The organism is Streptomyces sp. NPDC021622, from assembly GCF_040640795.1.
GTDB lineage: Bacteria > Actinomycetota > Actinomycetes > Streptomycetales > Streptomycetaceae > Streptomyces.
Genome location: NZ_JBFACK010000005.1, coordinates 469,346 through 488,876 on the forward strand (window position 1 = coordinate 469,346; position 19,531 = coordinate 488,876).

15 protein-coding genes and 1 pseudogene are annotated in these 19,531 nt (G+C 70.9%); 5 read left to right on the forward strand and 11 right to left on the reverse strand.

Going from position 1 to position 19,531, the window contains the following annotated elements:
- Positions 1 to 60: 60 nt before the first annotated feature.
- Positions 61 to 410 (reverse strand): annotated as a pseudogene (locus AB0G47_RS13005) (transposase); the annotation flags it as partial.
- On the opposite strand from AB0G47_RS13005, the gene AB0G47_RS13010 reads away from it, so the two are divergent.
- The 3 genes from AB0G47_RS13010 to AB0G47_RS13020 all read left to right on the forward strand — a co-directional run bounded on the left by AB0G47_RS13010 (position 339) and on the right by AB0G47_RS13020 (position 3,562).
- Complete coding sequence (locus AB0G47_RS13010) at positions 339 to 542, forward strand: hypothetical protein (RefSeq protein WP_360768040.1); 204 nt, start codon at positions 339 to 341, stop codon at positions 540 to 542. The pseudogene AB0G47_RS13005 and the gene AB0G47_RS13010 sit on opposite strands and share 72 nt — an antisense overlap.
- 148 nt (positions 543 to 690) lie before the next feature.
- Complete coding sequence (locus AB0G47_RS13015; protein ID WP_360768026.1) at positions 691 to 2,736, forward strand: TPM domain-containing protein; 2,046 nt, start codon at positions 691 to 693, stop codon at positions 2,734 to 2,736.
- Between the two features lie 112 nt (positions 2,737 to 2,848).
- Complete coding sequence (locus AB0G47_RS13020) at positions 2,849 to 3,562, forward strand: PspA/IM30 family protein (RefSeq protein ID WP_360767898.1); 714 nt, start codon at positions 2,849 to 2,851, stop codon at positions 3,560 to 3,562.
- A gap of 39 nt (positions 3,563 to 3,601) precedes the next feature.
- On the opposite strand, the gene AB0G47_RS13025 is transcribed toward AB0G47_RS13020, so the two are convergent.
- From AB0G47_RS13025 to AB0G47_RS13065, 9 genes are all read right to left on the reverse strand, one after another.
- Positions 3,602 to 6,217, reverse strand: coding sequence for a SpoIIE family protein phosphatase (locus AB0G47_RS13025; RefSeq protein WP_360767899.1), 2,616 nt, complete (start codon positions 6,215 to 6,217; stop codon positions 3,602 to 3,604).
- 166 nt (positions 6,218 to 6,383) lie between these two features.
- Entirely contained in the window at positions 6,384 to 6,800 is a 417-nt protein-coding gene (locus tag AB0G47_RS13030) for an ATP-binding protein (protein WP_360767902.1), read from the reverse strand.
- 153 nt (positions 6,801 to 6,953) lie between these two features.
- Positions 6,954 to 7,352: a (deoxy)nucleoside triphosphate pyrophosphohydrolase gene (locus AB0G47_RS13035; RefSeq protein ID WP_360767905.1), complete on the reverse strand. Its 399-nt coding sequence runs from the start codon at positions 7,350 to 7,352 to the stop codon at positions 6,954 to 6,956.
- An 18-nt stretch (positions 7,353 to 7,370) separates the two neighbouring features.
- Positions 7,371 to 7,556: an SPOR domain-containing protein gene (locus tag AB0G47_RS13040; protein ID WP_360767908.1), complete on the reverse strand. Its 186-nt coding sequence runs from the start codon at positions 7,554 to 7,556 to the stop codon at positions 7,371 to 7,373.
- Positions 7,557 to 7,760: 204 nt separating this feature from the next.
- Entirely contained in the window at positions 7,761 to 9,473 is a 1,713-nt protein-coding gene (locus AB0G47_RS13045; RefSeq protein ID WP_360767911.1) for a hypothetical protein, read from the reverse strand.
- 178 nt (positions 9,474 to 9,651) lie between these two features.
- Positions 9,652 to 10,404: a GntR family transcriptional regulator gene (locus AB0G47_RS13050; protein ID WP_360767914.1), complete on the reverse strand. Its 753-nt coding sequence runs from the start codon at positions 10,402 to 10,404 to the stop codon at positions 9,652 to 9,654.
- Positions 10,405 to 10,516: 112 nt separating this feature from the next.
- Positions 10,517 to 11,764, reverse strand: a complete 1,248-nt coding sequence (locus AB0G47_RS13055) for an alpha/beta hydrolase (RefSeq protein WP_360767918.1) — start codon at positions 11,762 to 11,764, stop codon at positions 10,517 to 10,519.
- Between the two features lie 114 nt (positions 11,765 to 11,878).
- Positions 11,879 to 13,096 (reverse strand): DUF4190 domain-containing protein, encoded by a 1,218-nt coding sequence (locus tag AB0G47_RS13060; RefSeq protein WP_360767920.1) that lies wholly within the window; start codon positions 13,094 to 13,096, stop codon positions 11,879 to 11,881.
- A 224-nt stretch (positions 13,097 to 13,320) separates the two neighbouring features.
- Positions 13,321 to 14,895 carry a S8 family serine peptidase gene (locus tag AB0G47_RS13065; RefSeq protein ID WP_360767923.1) on the reverse strand — a complete coding sequence of 525 codons (1,575 nt, stop codon included), beginning with the start codon at positions 14,893 to 14,895 and terminating at the stop codon, positions 13,321 to 13,323.
- Positions 14,896 to 15,140: 245 nt separating this feature from the next.
- On the opposite strand from AB0G47_RS13065, the gene AB0G47_RS13070 reads away from it, so the two are divergent.
- A complete protein-coding gene (locus tag AB0G47_RS13070) occupies positions 15,141 to 16,247 on the forward strand; it encodes a threonine synthase (protein WP_360767926.1) in 1,107 nt (368 codons plus the stop codon).
- A gap of 151 nt (positions 16,248 to 16,398) precedes the next feature.
- Positions 16,399 to 19,035 carry a glycosyl hydrolase family 65 protein gene (locus AB0G47_RS13075; protein ID WP_360767929.1) on the forward strand — a complete coding sequence of 879 codons (2,637 nt, stop codon included), beginning with the start codon at positions 16,399 to 16,401 and terminating at the stop codon, positions 19,033 to 19,035.
- A gap of 24 nt (positions 19,036 to 19,059) precedes the next feature.
- Here the strand turns inward: AB0G47_RS13075 and AB0G47_RS13080 are convergent, their stop codons facing one another.
- Complete coding sequence (locus tag AB0G47_RS13080; RefSeq protein ID WP_360767930.1) at positions 19,060 to 19,506, reverse strand: MarR family transcriptional regulator; 447 nt, start codon at positions 19,504 to 19,506, stop codon at positions 19,060 to 19,062.
- Positions 19,507 to 19,531 lie beyond the last annotated feature (25 nt).

A 19,531-nucleotide genomic window follows, 5' to 3' on the forward strand; every position in this document is an offset into this window, starting at 1 on the left:
TCACGACCGACGCCCGAAGCAGACCCGGCCTTGCCCGGGGTCACCGTATCCAGTGGATGCGGCAGGCGAACGGTCCGGTCCGACCCTGTAGGCCCACTCCTGGCCCCGGTGTGCGAAGGCCACCCGGGCCGCCAGCACGTAGCGGCCGTGCGGGGCGTTGGCCAAGTGGGCGAGCGGGGCAGGGAGTTTGAGCGACACCTGGCTGTCGGGGGTGACCCGGATCGTCTCGTTGCCGAACCGTTTGCCGCTCTCTTCTGCCGCCCCGCCCATGACGCGGCATCATGCCCGCTGTCCTGCGCACACCGCTGCCTCAGGTCCCCGGCAGCCAGAGATCCCAGATGCGCGCCGACCCCCTCGAGGACCTCCACGTCCCGGCCCGCCAGGCCCTTGAGTCGGTCCCCGACGGCCACCCCCGAGGGCCCGGGAGCAACGTACGGCCCGGCGATGGCCCGCACCGCACGGTGGACGACGCCGCCGAGCGGTCCGGCGGCTTCACCTCGCGCGTGCGGCCGCTCCTGGCCAAGGAGCGGTTCAGCATCTGAGCGGGGCGGCGCCTGAGGCCGGGCCATCAAACCGGAGGCCGGGCCATCCCCCGGCCCCCGGTCGCGCACCCCCGAAGACGGCCATACGCTCCCAAATGTGACGCCGCCCTCGCACATACCCGTGCGGGCGGCAGCGGCAGCCGCCGTACTGCTCACGTGGTGCCTGCTGCTCCTGCCCGCCCCCGCGGCACTCGCCGTACCGGCCGAAGACCCGGTCACGCTCTCCCGTGACGGCCAGACCACCGACAGGGCAGGCGCACTCGGCGACCGCGAGGACGTCACCGAGCAGGCACTCGACCGGCTCTACGACGACCGTGGCGTGCAGCTCTTCGTCGTCTACGTACGCGATTTCTCCGGCCGCTCGGCGCAGGACTGGGCGGACACCACCGCCGAGCTCAACGGCCTGGGCCAGGACGACGTGCTGCTCGCCGTCGCCACGCACGACCGCCAGTACGCCTACTCCGTAGAGCGCGGTTCGCGGCTCACCGAGGATCAGCTGCGGGATGTCGCCACCACCGCGATCAAGCCGGCGCTGCGCGTGAACGACTGGGCGGGCGCGGCCATCGGAGCCGCGAACGGCTACAGCGCGGTCCTTGCGGGCGGCCCCGTGCCCACCCCGACGATCACTCCGGGGGACCCCGATCCGGGCGGCGGAGCCGGGGGCGGCGGAAACGACACGTCGAGCAGCGACCTGGTCCTGCCGGTCGTGGCGGTCGGCGCCGCGGGGGCCATGGCCGCGGTCTCCTACACCCGCCGCAAACGACGCGCGACCACGCGTACGACGCCCGGGGGCGGCGGATGGGGCAAGGGAGAACAGCCGGCCTCGCTCCCCGAGCTCGACAAGAAGTCCAGGCGGCTCCTGGTGGAGACCGACGACGCGATCCGTACCAGCGCCGAGGAACTCGGCTTCGCCACCGCCCAGTTCGGCGACGACGCGGTGCGGCCCTTCACCGACGCGCTCACGTACGCCCGTGACGAGCTGACGACGGCCTTCCGGGTGCGCCAGCGCCTTGACGACGCGCATCCCGAGGACGACGCGACCAGACGGGCGATGCTCGAAGAGATCGTCACGCGCTGCACGGAGGCGGGCCACCGCCTCGACGAGGAGGCCGCGGGCTTCGACCAGCTGCGCGCCCTCGAACGCGACGCGGCAGAGGCCCTGGAGCACGCCGAGACGGTGTTCCAGCAGGTCAGCGGGCGTACCACCACCGCGCAAGGCACCCTCGCCACCCTGCGCGAGAAGTACGCGCCGTCCGCTTCCGCGCAAGTCGTGGGCCATGTGGAGCAGGCCAAGGACCGTCTGGTCTTCGCCACGACGCACCTGAACGAGGCGCGGCAGGCGATCGACGCGGGCGACAACGGCAGAGCCGCCGTCCATCTGCGGGCCGCCGAGGGAGCCGTCGACCAGGCGGGCACCTTCGTGGACGCGGTCGAGCGTCTCGCGGACGAGCTCAAGCTGGCCGCGGAGAAGCTCCCCCAGGCCCTCACCGAGGCGGAGACCGACCTGGCCGACGCGCGCGGCCTCCTCAAAGGCACCCTGGAGGGCGTCCCGACGGCCGATCTGCACGGTCGTATCGCCCGCGCGGAAGCGGTCGTCGCCGGGGTCCGCAAGCGGGTGGCGGCGGGACCCCACGACCCGATCGACGCCCTGCGCCGGGTCGAGGAGGCCGACGCCGCCCTCGACGCGTCCCTGGCGGGTGCCCGCGAACGCGAGGTGACCGACCGGCGCACCGTCGTCCTCCTCGGCCAGGCCATGCTCACCGCGCGCAGCGCCGTGGGCGCGGCGGCCGACTTCATCGGCACGCACCGGGGCGCGGTGGGCAGCGAGGCAAGGACCCGTCTGGCGGAGGCTCAGCGGCATCTGGCGGACGCTGAGGCCGCCCATGAGGCCGACGCCGCCACCGCGCTCGCCGAGGCCCAGCAGGCCGACGCCAGGGCCCGGCAGGCGCAGCAGCTCGCCGAGGGCGACGTACGCGGCTTCGGCAACCCCTACGGAGGCGGTGACAGCCGCGGCGGCGGCATGGGCGGCGCGGTGCTCGGCGGCATCATCCTCGGCGAGCTCTTGGGAGGCATGGGCCGCGGGGCGGGCGGCGCGGGCGGCGGCTACGGAGAGGGCGGTTTCGGCGGCGGCCGCCCCGGGAGCTTCGGCGGCGGGGCAACGCGGGGGCGGATGGGCGGGGGCGGCCGGTTCTGAGCCGTCGAACGAAGCCCTCCTCGCAAAAGCCTTCTCGTACGTCTCTTAGAACCCCATCAGCCCTACCCGTCCGCCCCCCTTCCTCCCCCATCCTCATAGAGAGAGTCCTGACATGACCAAGCAGACGATCCTCGGCCGCGTCGCCCAGCTCGCGAAGGCCAACATCAACTCCCTCCTCGATCAGGCGGAGGATCCGCAGAAGATGCTCGACCAGCTGATCCGTGACTACACGAACAACATCAGGGAGGCCGAGGAGGCGGTGGCGACCACCATCGGCAATCTGCGGATGGTGGAACTCGACCACAAGGAGGACCAGGACGCGGCCAATGAGTGGGGCACCAAGGCGATCGCCGCCAGCAGGAAGGCGGACGAGCTGCGGTCCGACGGGAGCGCCGCGGACGCCGACAAGTTCGACACGCTGGCCAAGGTCGCGCTGCAACGGCAGCTGCAGTCGGAGCGCGAGGCCAAGGACGCCGAGCCGACGATCGCCTCGCAGACCGAGGTCGTCGACAAGCTGAAGTCGGGCCTCGACCAGATGAAGATCAAGCTGACGCAGCTCCAGTCGAAGCGCAATCAGCTGGTCGCCCGCGCCAAGACGGCGCAGGCGCAGAACCGGATGCTTGACGCCGCACAGAACATCGACGTCCTCGACCCGACCAGCGAGTTGGCCCGCTTCGAGGACAAGGTGCGCCGCGAGGAGGCCAGGGCGATGGGCAAGCAGGAACTCGCCGCGTCGTCCCTGGACGCGCAGTTCGAGCAGTTGGACAGCCTGGACGACGAGGCGGAGGTCGCGGCCCGGCTCGCCGCCCTGAAGGCCACTACGTAGCGGCGCGACAGCACAACGGGCGCCTAGAAGGCGCAGCCCTCAGAACAGGCTGAGCAGCGCCTCCGCCGCGTCCATCGGCTCCACCCCGCTGTCCGGCAGCGGCAGCTCGAACCACACGGTCTTGCCGCGCGGCGTCCTGCGCGAGCCCCACGCGGCGCTCAGCAGCCCGACCAGCTGCAGCCCGCGGCCGCCCTCGTCCGTGTCCCGCGCGCGCCGGCGGCGCGGCTGCACGAGGCCCGCGTCCCACACCTCGCACACCAGGGTGCGGTCGAGAAGCAGCCGCAGCCTGATGTCGCCTTCGCCGTACCGCAGAGCGTTCGTGACCAGCTCGCTGACCAGGAGTTCCGTGGTGTCGCAGAGCGGTTCCAGGTCCCAGGTGCGCAGCTGTGCGCAGGCCAGTTCGCGGGCCCTGCCCACCGACTTCGGGTCGCGCGGCAGCGTCCAGTCGCCGACGGCTTCGGCGGGCAGGCCCTGGACGCGCGCCATCAGGAGCGCGATGTCGTCCTCTCCGTGGTGGGTGTCGAGGGTGTTCAGGACGTGGTCGCAGACGTCCTCGAGGGCCGACAGCGGGGTGTCGAGGGCGCGTACGAAGGCGTTCAGGCCCTCGTCGAGCGGGTGGTCGCGGGATTCGACGAGGCCGTCCGTGTAGAGCGCGAGCAGGGAGCCCTCGGGGAGTTCGACCTCGACCTCTTCGAAGGGCTCACCGCCGACGCCCAGCGGCATGCCGGGCGGCACGTCGAGCATGAGCGGCGACTCGTCGGGCTCGACGAGGACGGGCGGCAGGTGGCCCGCGTTGGCGAACGTACAGCGGCGTGTGACGGAGTCGTAGACCGCGTACACACAGGTGGCGAGGTAGACCTCGGAGAGGTCCGTCTCGGCCGACGAGCGCGTCTGACGGGCCGCTCGGGTGGCCTGCTGGGTGCCCGAGGGGTCGCCGAGGCCGCGGGCGATCTCGTCGAGCGCGGAGAGCACCTCGGCCGGCTCCAGGTCCAGGAGCGCCAAGGTGCGCACGGCGGTGCGCAGTTCACCCATGGCGACGGCGGCGCGCAGGCCGCGGCCCATGACGTCACCGACGACCAGGGCGGTGCGGTGGCCCGGCAGTTCGATGACGTCGAACCAGTCGCCGCCGACCTCGGTGGCCGCGTTGCCGGGCAGATAGCGGCAGGCGATGTCCAGGCCGGAGGCCTCGGGGTCGCCGGGCGGCAGCAGGGAGCGCTGCAGTATCAGCGCGCGCTCGTGTTCGCGCCGGTAAAGGCGGGCGTTGTCGATGCAGACGGCGGCGCGCGCGGCGAGTTCGACCGCCAGGGAGCGGTCGCGTTCCCCGAAGGGCTCGCTGCCCTTCGTACGGGAGAACTGGGCGAGGCCCACGACGGTGTCGTGGGCGACCATCGGAACGGCGAGCGTCGACTGGACGAGCCCCCCGGTGAGCCTGCTCGCGGAGCCGTCGTCGACGGCGGACACGAGGCGCGGCCGTGCGGTGCGCAGGGCGTCGGCGCAGGGCGATGTGAAGGCGAAGCGGTGCACGGCGCCCACGTCCACGGGGGTGCCGCCCTCCGGAAAGGGCGCGTCGGCGACGGCGCTCGCGAAGGCCACGCGGCGCAGTTCGGCGCTTCCGTCGGCGAGGCCGGGCGGGGTCTCGTCGCCGTCGAGCAGCCCCTGATAGAGGTCTACGGAGGCGAGGTCGCAGAAGCCGGGGACGGTGACGTCGAGCAGCTCGCGCGCGGTCGTCTCCAGGTCCAGGGAGTTGCCGATGCGGGCGCCCGCTTCATTAAGAAGAGCGAGGTTACGGCGGGCATGGGCGGCCTCGCGGGCGGCTGCGTGCCGCCGGGTGACGTCGGTGCCGAGCCCCGCGATGCCGATGGGGGCGCCCGAACCGCTGTGCACGCGGTAGAGGTTGATCGACCAGTGGCGGCGGTCGTTGCTGCCGGGGGCGGGGCCGACGATCTGCATGTCGGTCACGGCGTCGCCGGTCTCCAGGACGCGCCGGAGCGCGGCGGCCATGCGGTCGGCCTCGTGGCGTGGCAGATAGTCGTGGACGGTGCGGCCGCGGTGGTCGTCGACGCCGCCTCCGAAGACCGCGGCGAAGCGGCGGTTGGCGCGCTGCACCTTAAGATCCGTGCCGAACAGCAGGAAGCCGAAGGGAGATTGGCCGAAAATGGCCTGCGATGCGGCGAGGTCGGTCTCGATCTGCCGCAGCGCCCGTACGTCGACGACGATGCAGACGGCGGCCCGTTCGCCGTCCTCCGTGGCGGTCGGCATCACATAGACCTCGGCGATCCCTTCGGAGATGCCGGCCAGCGGAGCGGGCTCGCCGCTCTCCTCCGGCACCCGGAAGCGGACGGATCCCGTCCACTCTCTGCCGTCGAGGATCTCCGCCATCTTGCGGTGGCCGCTGCTGCGCAGCTCGGGCGGGACGAACGCCTCGATCGGGTCCTTGCCCACGGCGTCCGCGGCCCGCACGCCGAACAGCTGCTCAGCGCGCCGGCTCCACTGGTCGATCAGTCCGTCGGGGCCGATCGAGAAGGCGGCCACCTTGATGTAGTCGTAGATCGAACCGGGTGGACTGCTCTGCCACATCACGTCATCCGCAGCTTCGCCCCTAGCGTCACCCGACGGCCCGTCCTGCTCCGTCGCCTTCGCTGGTATCTCGCTCACGCGAACCGTCCCCTCCAGCTCACCACGTCCGGCACCGGTCACCGGATGCGGCTGCCCGCAGTATCCAGCACTACGGCGCCACGCCACATGGCGTTCACGATCACAGCACGGACTCAACTCTTTTTGGCCCGTCACCGTCTTGTGCCCGTCCCACGCTGCCAGTCTTCTAACCCGGCAGCACCAGCTCGAACCACACCGTCTTCCCCGTCTTCCCCGTCCTGCCCGGCCGTGTCCCCCAGCGGCGCGACGAGCGGGCCACCAATTGGATCCCCCGGCCACCCTCGTCATCAAGGCCCGCGGCACGTTCCTGAGGCGGGTCGGGGAGCGGATCGGAGACCTCTACGAGGAGGGCGCCCACGGGGTCGGCGGGGCGTACGAGGCGTACGCCGATGGGGCCCGAGGCATGGCGCAGGGAATTGGTGACCAGCTCGCTCACGAGCAGGGCGGCGATGTCACCGAGGGAGGCGAGGCCCCAGTCGCGGAGCTGTTCACGGACGACGGCACGGGCCGTGCGCACGGCGCCGGGGTCCGCGGGAAAATTCCACTCGGCGCAGTCGCCTTCGGTGTCGATCACGCCGATCACTTCCAGACCAGCAGCAGGGGACCCTGTCCGGTTTCATGGGGTTAATGGGCACATACCCGATATCCCGGCGGAATTACCGCTTACTGGGGTGCACTGTGGCACGAACGGCGTACGTGAGCCTCAAGGTCCTTGCGATGGGAGCGTGCACGCCCCTCATCGAATTCCGTCAACGAGGGCGACAAGGGCGGTGACGGCGGGCATGTCCGCGTCCAGCCAGTCCACCGACCAGATCTCGTCCGGCGCGAGCCACCGCAGCTCATCGTGGTCCTCCAGCGGCTCCGGGTCCCCCGACAGGAGCTTCGCGGTCCACACCCACAGGACATAGCCGGGCTTGAGCGGCCACTGGCCGGGCACCCGGGCCACCGGCTCGGCGGCGACGCCGAGCTCCTCGCGCAGCTCCCGCACCAGGGCTTCCTCGGGGTGCTCCCCCGGCTCGACCTTGCCGCCCGGCAGCTCCCAGCGGCCCGCGAGCTCCGGCGGCGCGCTGCGCCGCGCGGCGAGGAGGCGTCCGTCGTCGTACAGGGCGGCGCCCACCACGATCCGATCCGTCATGCGCCGGAGCCTATGCGGTCAGTGCGCGCTGCCGTTCTGGCTCAGCTTCTCGACCCAGTAGAGCTGCCTCTGCCCGCGGTCGTCGAGGCTGTCGGCTATCTTCTCGGCCTCCGCCTTCGTCGCGTACCTGCCCACGCGATAGCGGTTGCCGTTGTCGTCCTGCCGGATCACCTGCCAGGGAAGTACGACCGTCCCGTCATTCATCGCGCCCCTCCGCTCGCCGCCCCCGGCGCGCGCCACGCCTCGATCAGTAAGGAAACCGCATTCCGCATATGCCCGAGCCTACGCCCGACCTTCACGCAGCGGATACGACTTTGCACAAAGAGGTACGCAATTGGCCATGACCGAGGGGCGCATCCCGCCGGATGCGCCCCCTGACGGCACCGGTTCGACCGGTGCGAGCCCTCGTCAGCCGTCGTGCGCCACGGGCATCGAGGGCATCGTCGGCACCGGCATGAGCACCGGTTCGCTCGACGGCGACGTACGGCAGACATCGCCGCACTCGGCGTCAAGGGAGCAGCACAGCGAGCAGATCGGTCCCGACTGGACGGGGCAGTCCGCGATGTCAGGGAGTTCGTACGCTGTCTCGCAGACGCTGCACGCGTGCGTGGCCGTCACGTCGGGGACATCGACGTGCGGACCGTTCACCGGGTTGGGCCGCGCCAGGTAGTACTTGCCCTTCGTCGCCCAGGCGATCAACGGGCAGAGGACGACAGCCAGTCCCGCCGCGATGAAGGTCGAGAAGGCCTCCGCGTACTCTCCGAAGAGGCCGAAGAAGGCCAGGATCGACACCACCGACGCGATCACCATCGAGCCGAAGCCCGCCGGGTTCACCGCGTACAGATACGCCCTCTTGAACTCGATGTAGGGCGGGCTCCAGCCCATCCGCTTGTTGATGACGAGGTCGGCGGCGACGGCCGCGATCCAGGCGATGCCCACGTTCGAGTAGAAGCCGAGCAGCTTGTTGAGGGCCGCGAACATGTTCATCTCCATCAGCGTCAGCGCGATGGCGAGGTTGAGGAAGATGTACCAGACCCGGCCCGGGTGCTTGTGCGTCACGCGGGAGAAGAAGTTCGACCAGGACAGCGAACCGCTGTAGGCGTTGGTCACGTTGATCTTGATCTGCGAGACGATCACGAAGAGGGCGGCCGCGGGCAGCGCGAAGGAGCCGAGCCACGGCTTCAGGGCCTCGATCTGCGGGGCGATCGGCTCCAGGGCGTGCGTCTTGCCGACGGCCTCCAGGGCCACGAACGCGAGGAACGCGCCGCCCAGCTGCTTGGCCGCGCCGATGATGACCCAGCCGGGGCCTGCCGCGAGAACGGCCAGATTCCAACGCTTCTTGTTCTGCTCGGTCTTGGCGGGCATGAAGCGCAGATAGTCCGCCTGCTCGCCGATCTGGGCGATGAGGGAGAGCGCGACACCCGTGCCGAGCCCGAAGGAGAGCCAGGAGAAGCCGCTGCCCGCCCCCTCGGTGCCCCCGAAGGAGCCGAACGCGCCCCAGGCGTCCGGAGCCTCGAAAGCGAGCACCACGAAGGGCAGCACCATGCCGATGAGCCAGATCGGCTGCGTCCAGGCCTGCACCTTGGCCAGCGCGCCCATGCCGCGGAAGACGATCGGGATCACGATGAGCGTCGTGATCAAGTAGCCGATCTCCACGGGGAGTCCGACGGCCTGGTGCATGGCCTGCGCCATGATCGAGCCTTCGAGCGCGAAGAAGATGAACGTGAACGAGGCATAGATGAGGGACGTCAGCGTCGACCCGAAGTAGCCGAAGCCGGCGCCACGGGTCACCAGGTCCATGTCCAGGCCGTACTTGGCGCACGCCCGGGCGATCGGGATGCCGGTGACGAAGATGATCGTCGCGGCACAGAGGATCGAGGCGAGTCCGCTGGTGAAGCCGTAGGTGAAGACGATGGACGCGCCGATGGCGAAGTCCGCGAGATAGGCGATGCCGCCCAGTGCGGTGGAGGCGACCATCGTCGGTGACCAGCGCCTGAAGGAGTGCGGCGCATAGCGCAGCGAGTAGTCCTCGCGGCTCTCGTCGGCCGCCATCTTGGCGTAACTGCGCTTGGGTGGCGGGCCTGCGGCGGCGCTGGTGTCGCGGGTGGCCGTATCCGTCATAAGGGTTCCTGTCGTCCGACCGGATTGCGGGTACGGACGAGGAAGTTAGGAGCCGTGCATGACAATTTGTTGCAAGGCGCGATTGCTCCGGCGTTACGGAAGTTGAGCGCGCGTTAACTCGCGATCACGGCGGGCGGACGGGCCCGTCCGGATTCCGGGCGTGCGCCGGAGCACTCGGTCACCGCACCGGCAGGTGGTATGCGATCCGGTAGCGGTCGGCGGGCACGACGACATCGGCCGTCTCGACCGGGCGCCCCGATGCGTAGTACGTCCGCTGCACGACGATCACCACATGTCCGGGGACGCCGCCGAGCGCCATGAGCTCCTCCGCAAGCCCCGGGCGCGCGCCGACCTCCTCCGCCACGTTGTCCACGACCACATCGATGGCCGCCATCCGTTCGACCACTCCGCAGCCGCCGAGCGGACCCTCTTCAGGGAGCATCACGGGCGTGCGCCCGGTGACGGCGAGGGGCTCCCAGGACGTGGAGAGCATCATCACCTCGCCCGCGTCCCGGTAGACGTACTTGGTGCACATCACGCGGTCGCCTGCGCGGATGGCGAGCCGCTCGGCGATCGCACTGCTCGCCTCCACCTGGTCGCTGCGGGACTCCCAGGTGCCGCGCGCGCTGTCCTCCGCCTGCTCCTGGCGGAAGGGCGTCGAGCCGCCGGAGGCCCGATAGCCGGTGCGGGCGACGCGGCGGGGCACAGGTCGCTCGCGCACATACGTGCCGGATCCGGAGCGTCCCTCGACCAGGCCTTCGGCCATCAGGACCTTGCGGGCCTCCAGGGCGACCGTGTCCGAAACGCCGTACTCCTCGCGGATTCTGGCCTGCGAGGGGAGCCGGGTGTGCGGCGGCAGCGAACCGTCGACGATCTTCTTGCGGAGATCACCCGCGACGCGCAGATACGCCGGCTGCTCACCGAAAGTCACTGGCCACTCCCATCAGGTTGACAGACAGCAACAGCCTGGCAACCGTGGGTTGTTGACCGCAACCCAAGGCCAAGGAATCACCCGAAGTGATGATTTCTGGGCGTGCAGGTCTTTACGCAGGGGCCTTTCCGGGGCTATGGCGATCGTTTTCGGCGGCCTCACCCCGGACGGACAGGAAGCGGGAGATCGCCGATCGGGCGATCTGGCTGCCCCAGCCGCCCCAGTTCACGTCGAAACAGTGGTCCGCCCAGGGCAGTTCGACATACGTCGCCGGAGCGCCCGCCGCCTTCAGGCGCCGCGCGAGCTCCCGCGCCTGCGCCACCGGCACCGCACGGTCCGCGCTGCCGTGCAGGAGCAGGGTGGGCGGCACATCGGTGCGTACGAGCTTCGCGGGCGAGCCCAGGCGGTAGCGGGCGGGGACGGTCACCCCGCCGCGCTTCTTCGCCGAACCGCCCATCAGGCGCGGGATCATGGGGTCGCGGCGCAGCGCGGTGCCGGCGATGAGGCGGCGCATGTCGGTCGGCCCATAGAGGGAGATCACCCCGGAGACCGAGCTGTCACGCACCGCACAGGACGCCGGGACGCGGTCGTCACCCTCCGTGTAGGCGGCCGCCAGCGCGAGGTTGCCGCCCGCCGAACTGCCCGCAAGGACAAGGCGGTCGGGATCGATGCCGTACACGCGCGCGTGCCGCCGCACCCAGCCCACCGCGCACTTCACGTCGCCGATCTGGTCGAGCTGGGTCACGCGCGGCGCGAGCCGGTAGTCGATGTCGAAGACCGACCAGCCGCGCTCGTTGAACCAGCGGTTCCACTCGGGCGTCTGGCCGCGGTGCCCCTTGTTCCAGCCGCCGCCGTGCACCCAGACCACGGCCGGATGCCGCACGCCGTCCCGCTTCGGAAGGGTCCAGAGGTCGAGCTTTCCGCGCTGCTTGCCGGTGCGGGCGTAGGAGCGGGTGCGCTCCCCGTCGGGGGCCTTGGCGTAGTTGACGCCTTCGAAGTAGGCGGCAGGGTCCAGGGGTTGCCCGTAGTCATCAGCGGTGCCGTGCGCGGCCGCGTAGGGCATCACTCCGTAGACGAGCGCCGCGAACGCGCTGAGCGCGGCGAAGCCGGCGCTCCAGGGGTGCCGCCGCCCGCCGGCCATGGCGGCCGCGAGGCCGAGCGCCGCGGGCAGCGCGAGGACGAGCCCCCAGGAGGTGACCGCCGCGGCGACGAGCACCAGGAGGGAGATGCGGGGCAGCGGGGCGGCCACGAGGACCGCGAGCGCGGTGTTCAGGAGGGTGGCGGTGACGAGGAGGACGCGGGAGAGGGTGCGGGGAACCCGGGGGCGGGTCGGGGTGGTTGGCGACTTGGCGCACGTCACGCCGAAGAACTATCACAGAAGCGGACAAAAGGCCCTTAAGGTGAGCGGGATGAGAGGCGTCTGAGGCGACCCGCCGCCCCGCTTCGGACAGCCGGGGCCGAGACGCCCCTGACCTCAGACCGCCGCGCCCTCACCGCCCTCGTGATCCCCGCCCCCACCCCCGGGGTTCGCATCCCTCGGCGAGGTGGTGGCCAGGCCCAGAGCCTTGCGGGCCGCGGCCTCCGCCTTGCCGCTGATGTGCTTCTGGGCCGGTACGTAGTACTCGTAGAAGGCGTCCGCGTCCTTGGCGGTGGCCGCCTTCGCCCACTGCTCGCGGTTGCGCTCGATCGCGCCGATGAGGGCGGCGACATCGGCGTCCGCCTTCGCCGGCCAGTCGTGCGCGCGCAGCAGCCGGGCCTGCTCGGCGAGGCCCTTGTCAACGCGGCCCGCCCACTCCTTGTGCCCCTTCAGGTCGTCCTCGATGTTCTCCTCGACGGGCTCCGACTCATACGCCTCGTAGAGGGCCTTGTCCGCCTTCAGGTAAGCCAGCTGGTCGGCGTCGAGGTTCGTCGCGTCACGCCGGAACGAGCCCTTCAGGCCACGCTTCTCCTCCGCGTCGCCATAGAGGCAGGTGATGTGGCGGTCCCCCTGGCCCCAGGTCTCCCGGTCGGGCATGTAGTACGTGAGTTCCGCGTCACCGATGTCGACCCAGGAGTCGAGTACGTAGGAGGCGTCCAGGTCCACGCACTTCCGCTCGGCGAGCGAGGTGAGCGCCGCCTCGCCCGGGAAGGTCGGGTGGTTCACCCGGACCGAGGCGATGACCTCGCCGTCGTGCCGCGACGAACAGGGCACCTCGTCGATCTCGAAGGCGTACTGCGCGCCTTCGAGATCGCTGTCGGGGACGTTGAAGCACTCGCCCTTGTCGATGGGGAACGCGGAGGAGTTCCGGGACTCGCGCGCGGCCTCCTTGAAGCCCTCCACGAAGTCCCGCGCGCCCCCGGTGGCGACGGCGAGCACCAGAAGCACGATGCCGACGACGGAGAGGATGCTGCCCGCGATCGCCATCCCCTTGCCGCGCTCGCCCTTCTTCGAGATCTGCGCGAGCGCGATCAGGCCGAGGATCAGGCCGACGGCGGGCAGGAAGCAGAGGATGCCGAGCACGAGCGAGGCGATCGCGAAACCGTTGACCGGCGGGCGGGAGTACGGCGAGTACGCACCCGGCCACCGCTGATACGGGACCTGGGGTCCGCCGTGCGCGCCCGGGTACGGAGCCTGCGGAGGCGGCCCGTAGACCCCCTGCCCGTGCTGCTGCGGAGGGCGGCCACCGAGGTCGGGCGGCGGGGGTATGTCCACGAGTACCGTGCTCCTGGTTCGGATGGGTCGGTCGATGCGGGAGCTTCGCATCGTATGCGGGACACAGACGGGGGATGAAATGGGGACATGCGGCGCAATAGTCCCCGGCCTCGTCCTCACGGCGGGCCGAGTCACCGACCCGGAGCCGTACCGCGAGGACGAGGATCAACAGGAGCAAGTCAGTTCAGGACCTCAGGCCTAGCACTGACGCCTATGACTGCTGCCTAGAACTGCAGCCCCCAGGAGTCGATCTTCCCGACGTCCAGCGCCGCGTTGTCGCTCACGCGCAGCTTCCAGGTGCCGTTGGCCGTCTCGGACGACGCGTTCACCGTGTAAGTGGTGTTGATGTCGTCCGAGCTGCCGCCGGTGCCGTAGCCCTTCAGCGTGTACGCGGTGCCGTCGGGCGCGATCAGCTGCACCTGGAGGTCACCTACGTAGGTGTGCTTGATGGCGACCGGCACGCTCAGGGCGGCGGGAGCGGAACCCGCGACGCCGCTCACGGTGACCGGCGACTCGACGGTGGAGTTGTCACTGATCGCGTAGTCGGTCGTGTTTTCAAACTTGGGACCCGGAGGGTTCGTAGAGCCGGCGCCCACGTTCAGGAGGCGGTTCGGCGAACCCGATCCGGGGCTGGTGACAACGCCCGTGGAGGACGCGGCGACCAGCGCCGCGGACACCTGCGCCGGAGTCGACGTGCGGTTGTCCGCGAGGTAGAGCGCCGCGGCACCCGCGGTGTGCGGGGACGCCATCGACGTACCGGAGATGGTGTTCGTCGCCGTGTCGCTGGTGTTCCAGGCCGAGGTGATGGACGAGCCGGGCGCGAACAGGTCAAGGATGCTGCCGTAGTTGGAGTAGCTCGCCTTGGCGTCCGTGCTCGTGGTGGCGCCGACCGTGATGGCCTCCGCCACGCGCGCGGGGGAGCGTGTCGAGGCGTCGACGCTCTCGTTGCCCGCCGCGACGGCGAAGGTGATGCCGGACGCGACGGCGTTGCGTACGGCCGTGTCCAGGGCGCTGTCGGCGCCGCCGCCGAGCGACATGTTCGCGACGGCCGGCTTGACCGCGTTCCGGGTGACCCAGTCGATGCCGGCGACGACCTGCGCGGTGGTGCCGGAGCCCTGGTTGTTCAGGACGCGGACGCCGACGACCTTCGCCTTCTTGGCGACTCCGTAGGCACCGCCCGCTACCGTGCCCGCGACATGCGTGCCGTGGCCGTGGCCGTCCTGTGCGGTGTTGTCGTTGTCGATCGCGTCATAGCCGTACGAGGCACGGCCGCCGAAGTCGCTGTGGCTGATGCGGACTCCGGTGTCGATGACGTACGCGGTGACGCCCTCGCCTGCGGTGTCCGGGTAGGTGTAGGAGTTGTTCAGGGGGAGCGTCTTCTGGTCGATGCGGTCCAGGCCCCAGGACGGCGGGTTGGGCTGGGTGCCGTCGACCGTGAACGTCCGGTTCTGCACGACGGATTCGACCGCCGGGTCCGCGGCGAACTTCTTGGCCTGGGCGGCGGAGAGCTCGACCGCGTAGCCGTTGAGGGCCTCCTTGTACGTGCGCTTGATGTCGGCGCCGTACTCCTTGGCCAGTGCCTTGCCCGCCTTGGAGTCCGCCTTCGCGGCGTCCTCGTCGAGGCTGACTATGTAGCTGCCCGCTATCGTGCCGGGCGCGCCGGCGTTCTCGATCTTGCCTTCCGCCTGGCCCGGCTGAGCGGTCGCGGGGAGGGCGGAGACGACGCCGAGGGCGAGGGCCGCGACCGCTGTCGCGCTGATCCCGGCCAGTCTTCGGCGGGTATGACGCATCACTGCCATCTGAGGGGTCCTCCTCAATAGGTGGTGCGTTGGTGGGGGATTGGTGCTGGTGGTGCCCACACACACGGAGGCAAACGGCAGGAACATGTCAAACCATGGGGCCGACGGCACCCGCTCTCGCCTTCGTCGGGACGAAAGATTGGCGGATCCATAGGAATCCCACAAGGGTCAGGACCGGACGTAACACGACCGCCACGCACCCGCCATGACACAACGGCCCCAACTGTCACAACTAGCCTGGCCACATGACAGCATTGCCGGATTATTTCTGTCCCACCGACGGTACGCGCGTCCCCCCGGGCACCCTCGCCTGGTGCTGCCCCGTCTGCCGCGGCCCTCTGGACCTGGACTTCTCCCCCAATCCCGGCCCGCTGAAGTCCCTTGCCGGAAGGGTCAATTCACTGTGGCGGTACGCGGAATCCCTGCCGCTGCCCGCCCCCGATTTCTCGCTCGGCGAGGGCCGCACGCCGCACGTACCGCTGGATGGCGGGATTTCGGCCAAGCTCGACTTCCTGATGCCGACGCTCTCCTTCAAGGACCGCGGCGCGGTCATGCTCGCCGCGCTCGCTGCGCGGCTCGGCCCGGACCGGGTGATCGCCGACAGCAGCGGCAACGCGGGCACGGCGATCGCCGCCTACTGCGCGCGGGCCGGACTGCCCTGCACGGTGTACGTCCCGGCCGGCACGTCGCCGAAGAAGCTGGAGCAGATCGGCGCGCACGGGGCGCGGCTCGAAATCGTCCACGGGGGCCGCGAGCAGACGGCCCTGACGGCCCGCGAGGCCGCGGACGAACCCGGCACGTTCTACGCCTCCCACGTGTACAACCCGTACTTCCTGCACGGCACCAAGACGTACATCCTGGAGCTGTGGGAGGACCTGGGCGGCCGACTGCCCGATGCCCTGGTCGTGCCCGTGGGCAATGGCACGCTGCTCCTGGGGGCCGCGCTCGCGGTGCGGGAGCTGCACTCCGCGGGGCTGATCGCGAAGGCGCCCACGCTGTACGCCGTGCAGGCCGCGGCGGTCGCCCCGCTGGCCGAGGCATGGCGCGCGGGCGCCGACGAGCCCTTGGGCAACACCCCGATGGTGCCCACGTTCGCCGAGGGCATCGCGATCCCGCAGCCGCCCCGCGCACGGCAGATCCTGCGGACGGTCCGCGGATCCGGCGGCGCGTTCCTGACGGTGACGGAGGACCAGATCAGGCATGCCCAACTCGACTTGGCGGGACGGGGGTTGTACGTCGAGGCGACCGGGGTGGCGTGCTGGGCGGCCGTACGGGACGGGGCACTGGGCGAGCGGACGGCCGTGATCCCGCTGTGCGGGGCGGGTTTGAAATCGGGACTCGCCTCGGTCTGAGATCGAGACTCACCTCAGTTTGAAATCAGAACTCGCCTCAGTTTGAGATCAGGACGGACGCGCAAACACCGCCCCGCGGCCAGGCACCCACCCGTGGGACCCAGAGGCGCGCCACCCCACTTCCGGTGGCGCGCCCGCGCATCGTCGCCCTGTGACCCTCCGCACCGCCACGCTCCTGGCCGCCGCCCTCGTCGCCGCGTCCACTCCCGTACCGGCCGCGCAGGCCGACCAGCCACGCCCTCCGGCCGACTGCGCGCCCACACCCGGCTGGGCGCCCTCCACCACGAAACGCACCTCTCCGAAGGACACGTACGCCCCCTACGTGGGCAACGGCTACCTCGGCACCCGCGTCCCGCCCGCCGGAGCCGGCTACTCCGCGCCCGTCAAGGACCAGAAGACGGGCTGGCCCCTCTACACACCCCGGTACGACGGCGCCTTCGCGGCGGGCCTCTACGCGCGCGGGCCCCGCAACACCGCAGGACGCGAGGCCATCGCCGCCCTGCCCGCCTGGACGGCACTCGACGTCACCGTGGGCGGCGAGACGTACGGACCCCGCAGCCGCGTGTCGGACTACCGGCAGACCTTGCACCTGCGCTGCGGTTTCGTCCGGACCTCGCTCACCTGGACCACCGCCGACGGCCGCCGCACCGACCTGACGTACGATGTCCTGGCCGACCGCGAGCACGCCCACACCGGCGCCGTACGCCTGCGCCTCACCCCTCACTGGACCGGCGACGCACAGGTCACCGACCGCATCGACGACCGGGGCGCCCGCCGCATGGCGCAGACGGGCGGCGGCGCGAGCGGGGAGCGCACCATGGACGTCACCTTCCGCACGGACGGCACCCGTACGGACGGCGCGGTGGCGTCCACCCTCGTGGCCCCTGGAGAGGCCCACCGGGCCCACCAGGCGCGCCCGGCAGGCAAGTTGAGCGCCAGCCAGTCCGCCGCCTTCCCCGTCCACGACGGCGCCACCTACGACGTCACCAAGTACGTCGGCGTCGACACCGCCCTCACCTCGCGCGCCCCGCACAGCGACGCCCGCAACGCATCGCTGCGCGCGGCCGAGCAGGGCTGGCCCGCGCTCTTCGCCGCACACACCGCGGCCTGGCGGCAGCTGTGGTCGTCCGGCATCGAGATCCCCGGACGGTCCGATCTCCAACTCTGGGCGCGTTCGGCCCAGTACGGCCTCCTGTCGTCCACCCGCCGCGGCGCCCGCGACAGCATCGCGCCCGCCGGTCTGACCAGCGACAACTACGCGGGCATGATCTTCTGGGACGCCGAGACCTGGATGTACCCGGCGCTGCTCGCGTTCCGCCCCGAACTCGCCCGCCCCGTCCTGGAGTACCGCAACGCCACCATGGAGGCGGCCCGCGACAACGCGGCGAAGACCGCCGTGAAGGGCCTCTTCTACCCCTGGACGAGCGCGAGCCGCGGCGCCCTGTGGTCGGAGTGCCAGAGCTGGTATCCACCGCACTGCGTCCAGCAGAACCACCTCCAGGGCGACATCGCGCTGGCCGCCTGGCAGTACTACCTCGCGACCGGCGACCGCGCCTGGCTCCGCTCGCGCGGCTGGCCGCTCCTGAAGGGCATCGCCGAGTACTGGACGTCGCGCACCACTTCCAATGAAGACGGCAGTCATTCAATCCAGAACGTCGCGGGTCCGGACGAGTACAGCAACGGCGTGACGGACGGCGTCTACACGAACGCGGTCGCCGCCACCGCCCTGCGCTCCGCCGTCCGCGCGGCCCGCGTGCTCGGCAAGACCGCCCCTGCGGCCTGGGCCAGGACCGCCGACCGCATCCGGATCCCGTACGACCCGAAGCGCAAGATCTACCTCCAGTACGCGGGCTACAAGGGATCGACCATCAAGCAGGCCGACACGGTGCTCCTGACGTACCCGCTGGACTGGCCGATGCCCAAGGGCGCCGCGGCCGCGACCCTCGACTACTACAGCGCGCGCACCGATCCCGACGGGCCCGCGATGACGGACTCCGTGCACGCGATCGACGCGGCCGCCATCGGTGCGCCGGGCTGCTCGGCGTACACCTTCCTGCAGCGGTCCGTACGCCCCTTCATGCGCGGCCCGTTCGCCCTGTTCTCGGAGTCGCGCGGCGAGAAGGCGGGCGCGGGCGACGCGCTCGCGGGCTCCCCCGCGCAGGACTTCCTCACCGGGAAGGGCGGCTTCCTTCAGGTCTTCACGCACGGCCTGACGGGGCTGCGCCTGCGCGAGGACTCCGTAGAGCTCGATCCGACGCTTCCCCCGCAGCTCAAGAGCGGTGTGACCGTGCGCGGGGCGCACTGGCGCGGACGCACGTACGACATCGCGATCGGCCCCAAGGAGACGACGGTCCGGCTCGCTTCGGGCCGCCCCTTCACCATCGACACCCCGAAGGGCCGCGTCACGGTCGCCGGGAACGCCCCCGCGGTCCTGAAGACCCGCCGTCCCGATCTGACGCCGACGGCGAATCTGGCACGCTGCCGCCCCGCGAAGGCCACCTCCGAAGACCCGGGTCTGTACGCGGGCGCCGCCGTGGACGGCAACCGCGTCACGACCTGGTCGCCCACCGCGGACAAGTCGTCCCTGACGGTGGACCTGGGGCGAAGGACGAAGGTCGGCACGGTCACTCCGAAGTGGGCGGTCAAGCCGGCCCGCCACCGGGTCGAGACATCGGCGGACGGCCGCTCGTGGCACTCCCCGGGCACCCGGCCGGTCCGCTACGTACGTCTCACGGTCCAGGCGGCCGAGAAGGCACCGGAGCTGAGCGAACTGACCGTCACCGACTGAGCGCCGCAGACATCCCCTGCCTGGTCACTGGCCGGCCCGCACCGAGTCGAGCAGGTCGGCGCACCGGCCGAGCAGGCCGACAAGCGCCGCCCGCTCCTCCTCGGTGAACTCGGCGGCCAGCGCCCGCTCGACCCGCACCGCCGCGCCGTCCGCCTGCGCCATGACGGACTCGCCCTCCTCGGTGAGGCGGGTCTCCAGGACATTGCGGTGCCACTCGTGGGGGGTGCGCTCGATGAGGCCGCGCTCCTGGAGGTTCTTCAGGACCGTGTTCATGGTCGGCGGCGTCACCCCGCACAGCCGGGCCAGGGCGGCGGCGGAGATGCCGGGCTTCTCGCTGAGATAGAGCAGCGCCGCATACTGCGGGACGGTCAGCCCCGCCGGCTTCAGGGCCGCGTGCTTGGCCGCGTTGAGGGCCCGCTCGGCCCGCTTGATGTGGGAACCGAGGCGCTCGGACGCGGGCAAGGAGGTCATCTCCGCATCGTAATGGCCATACGAA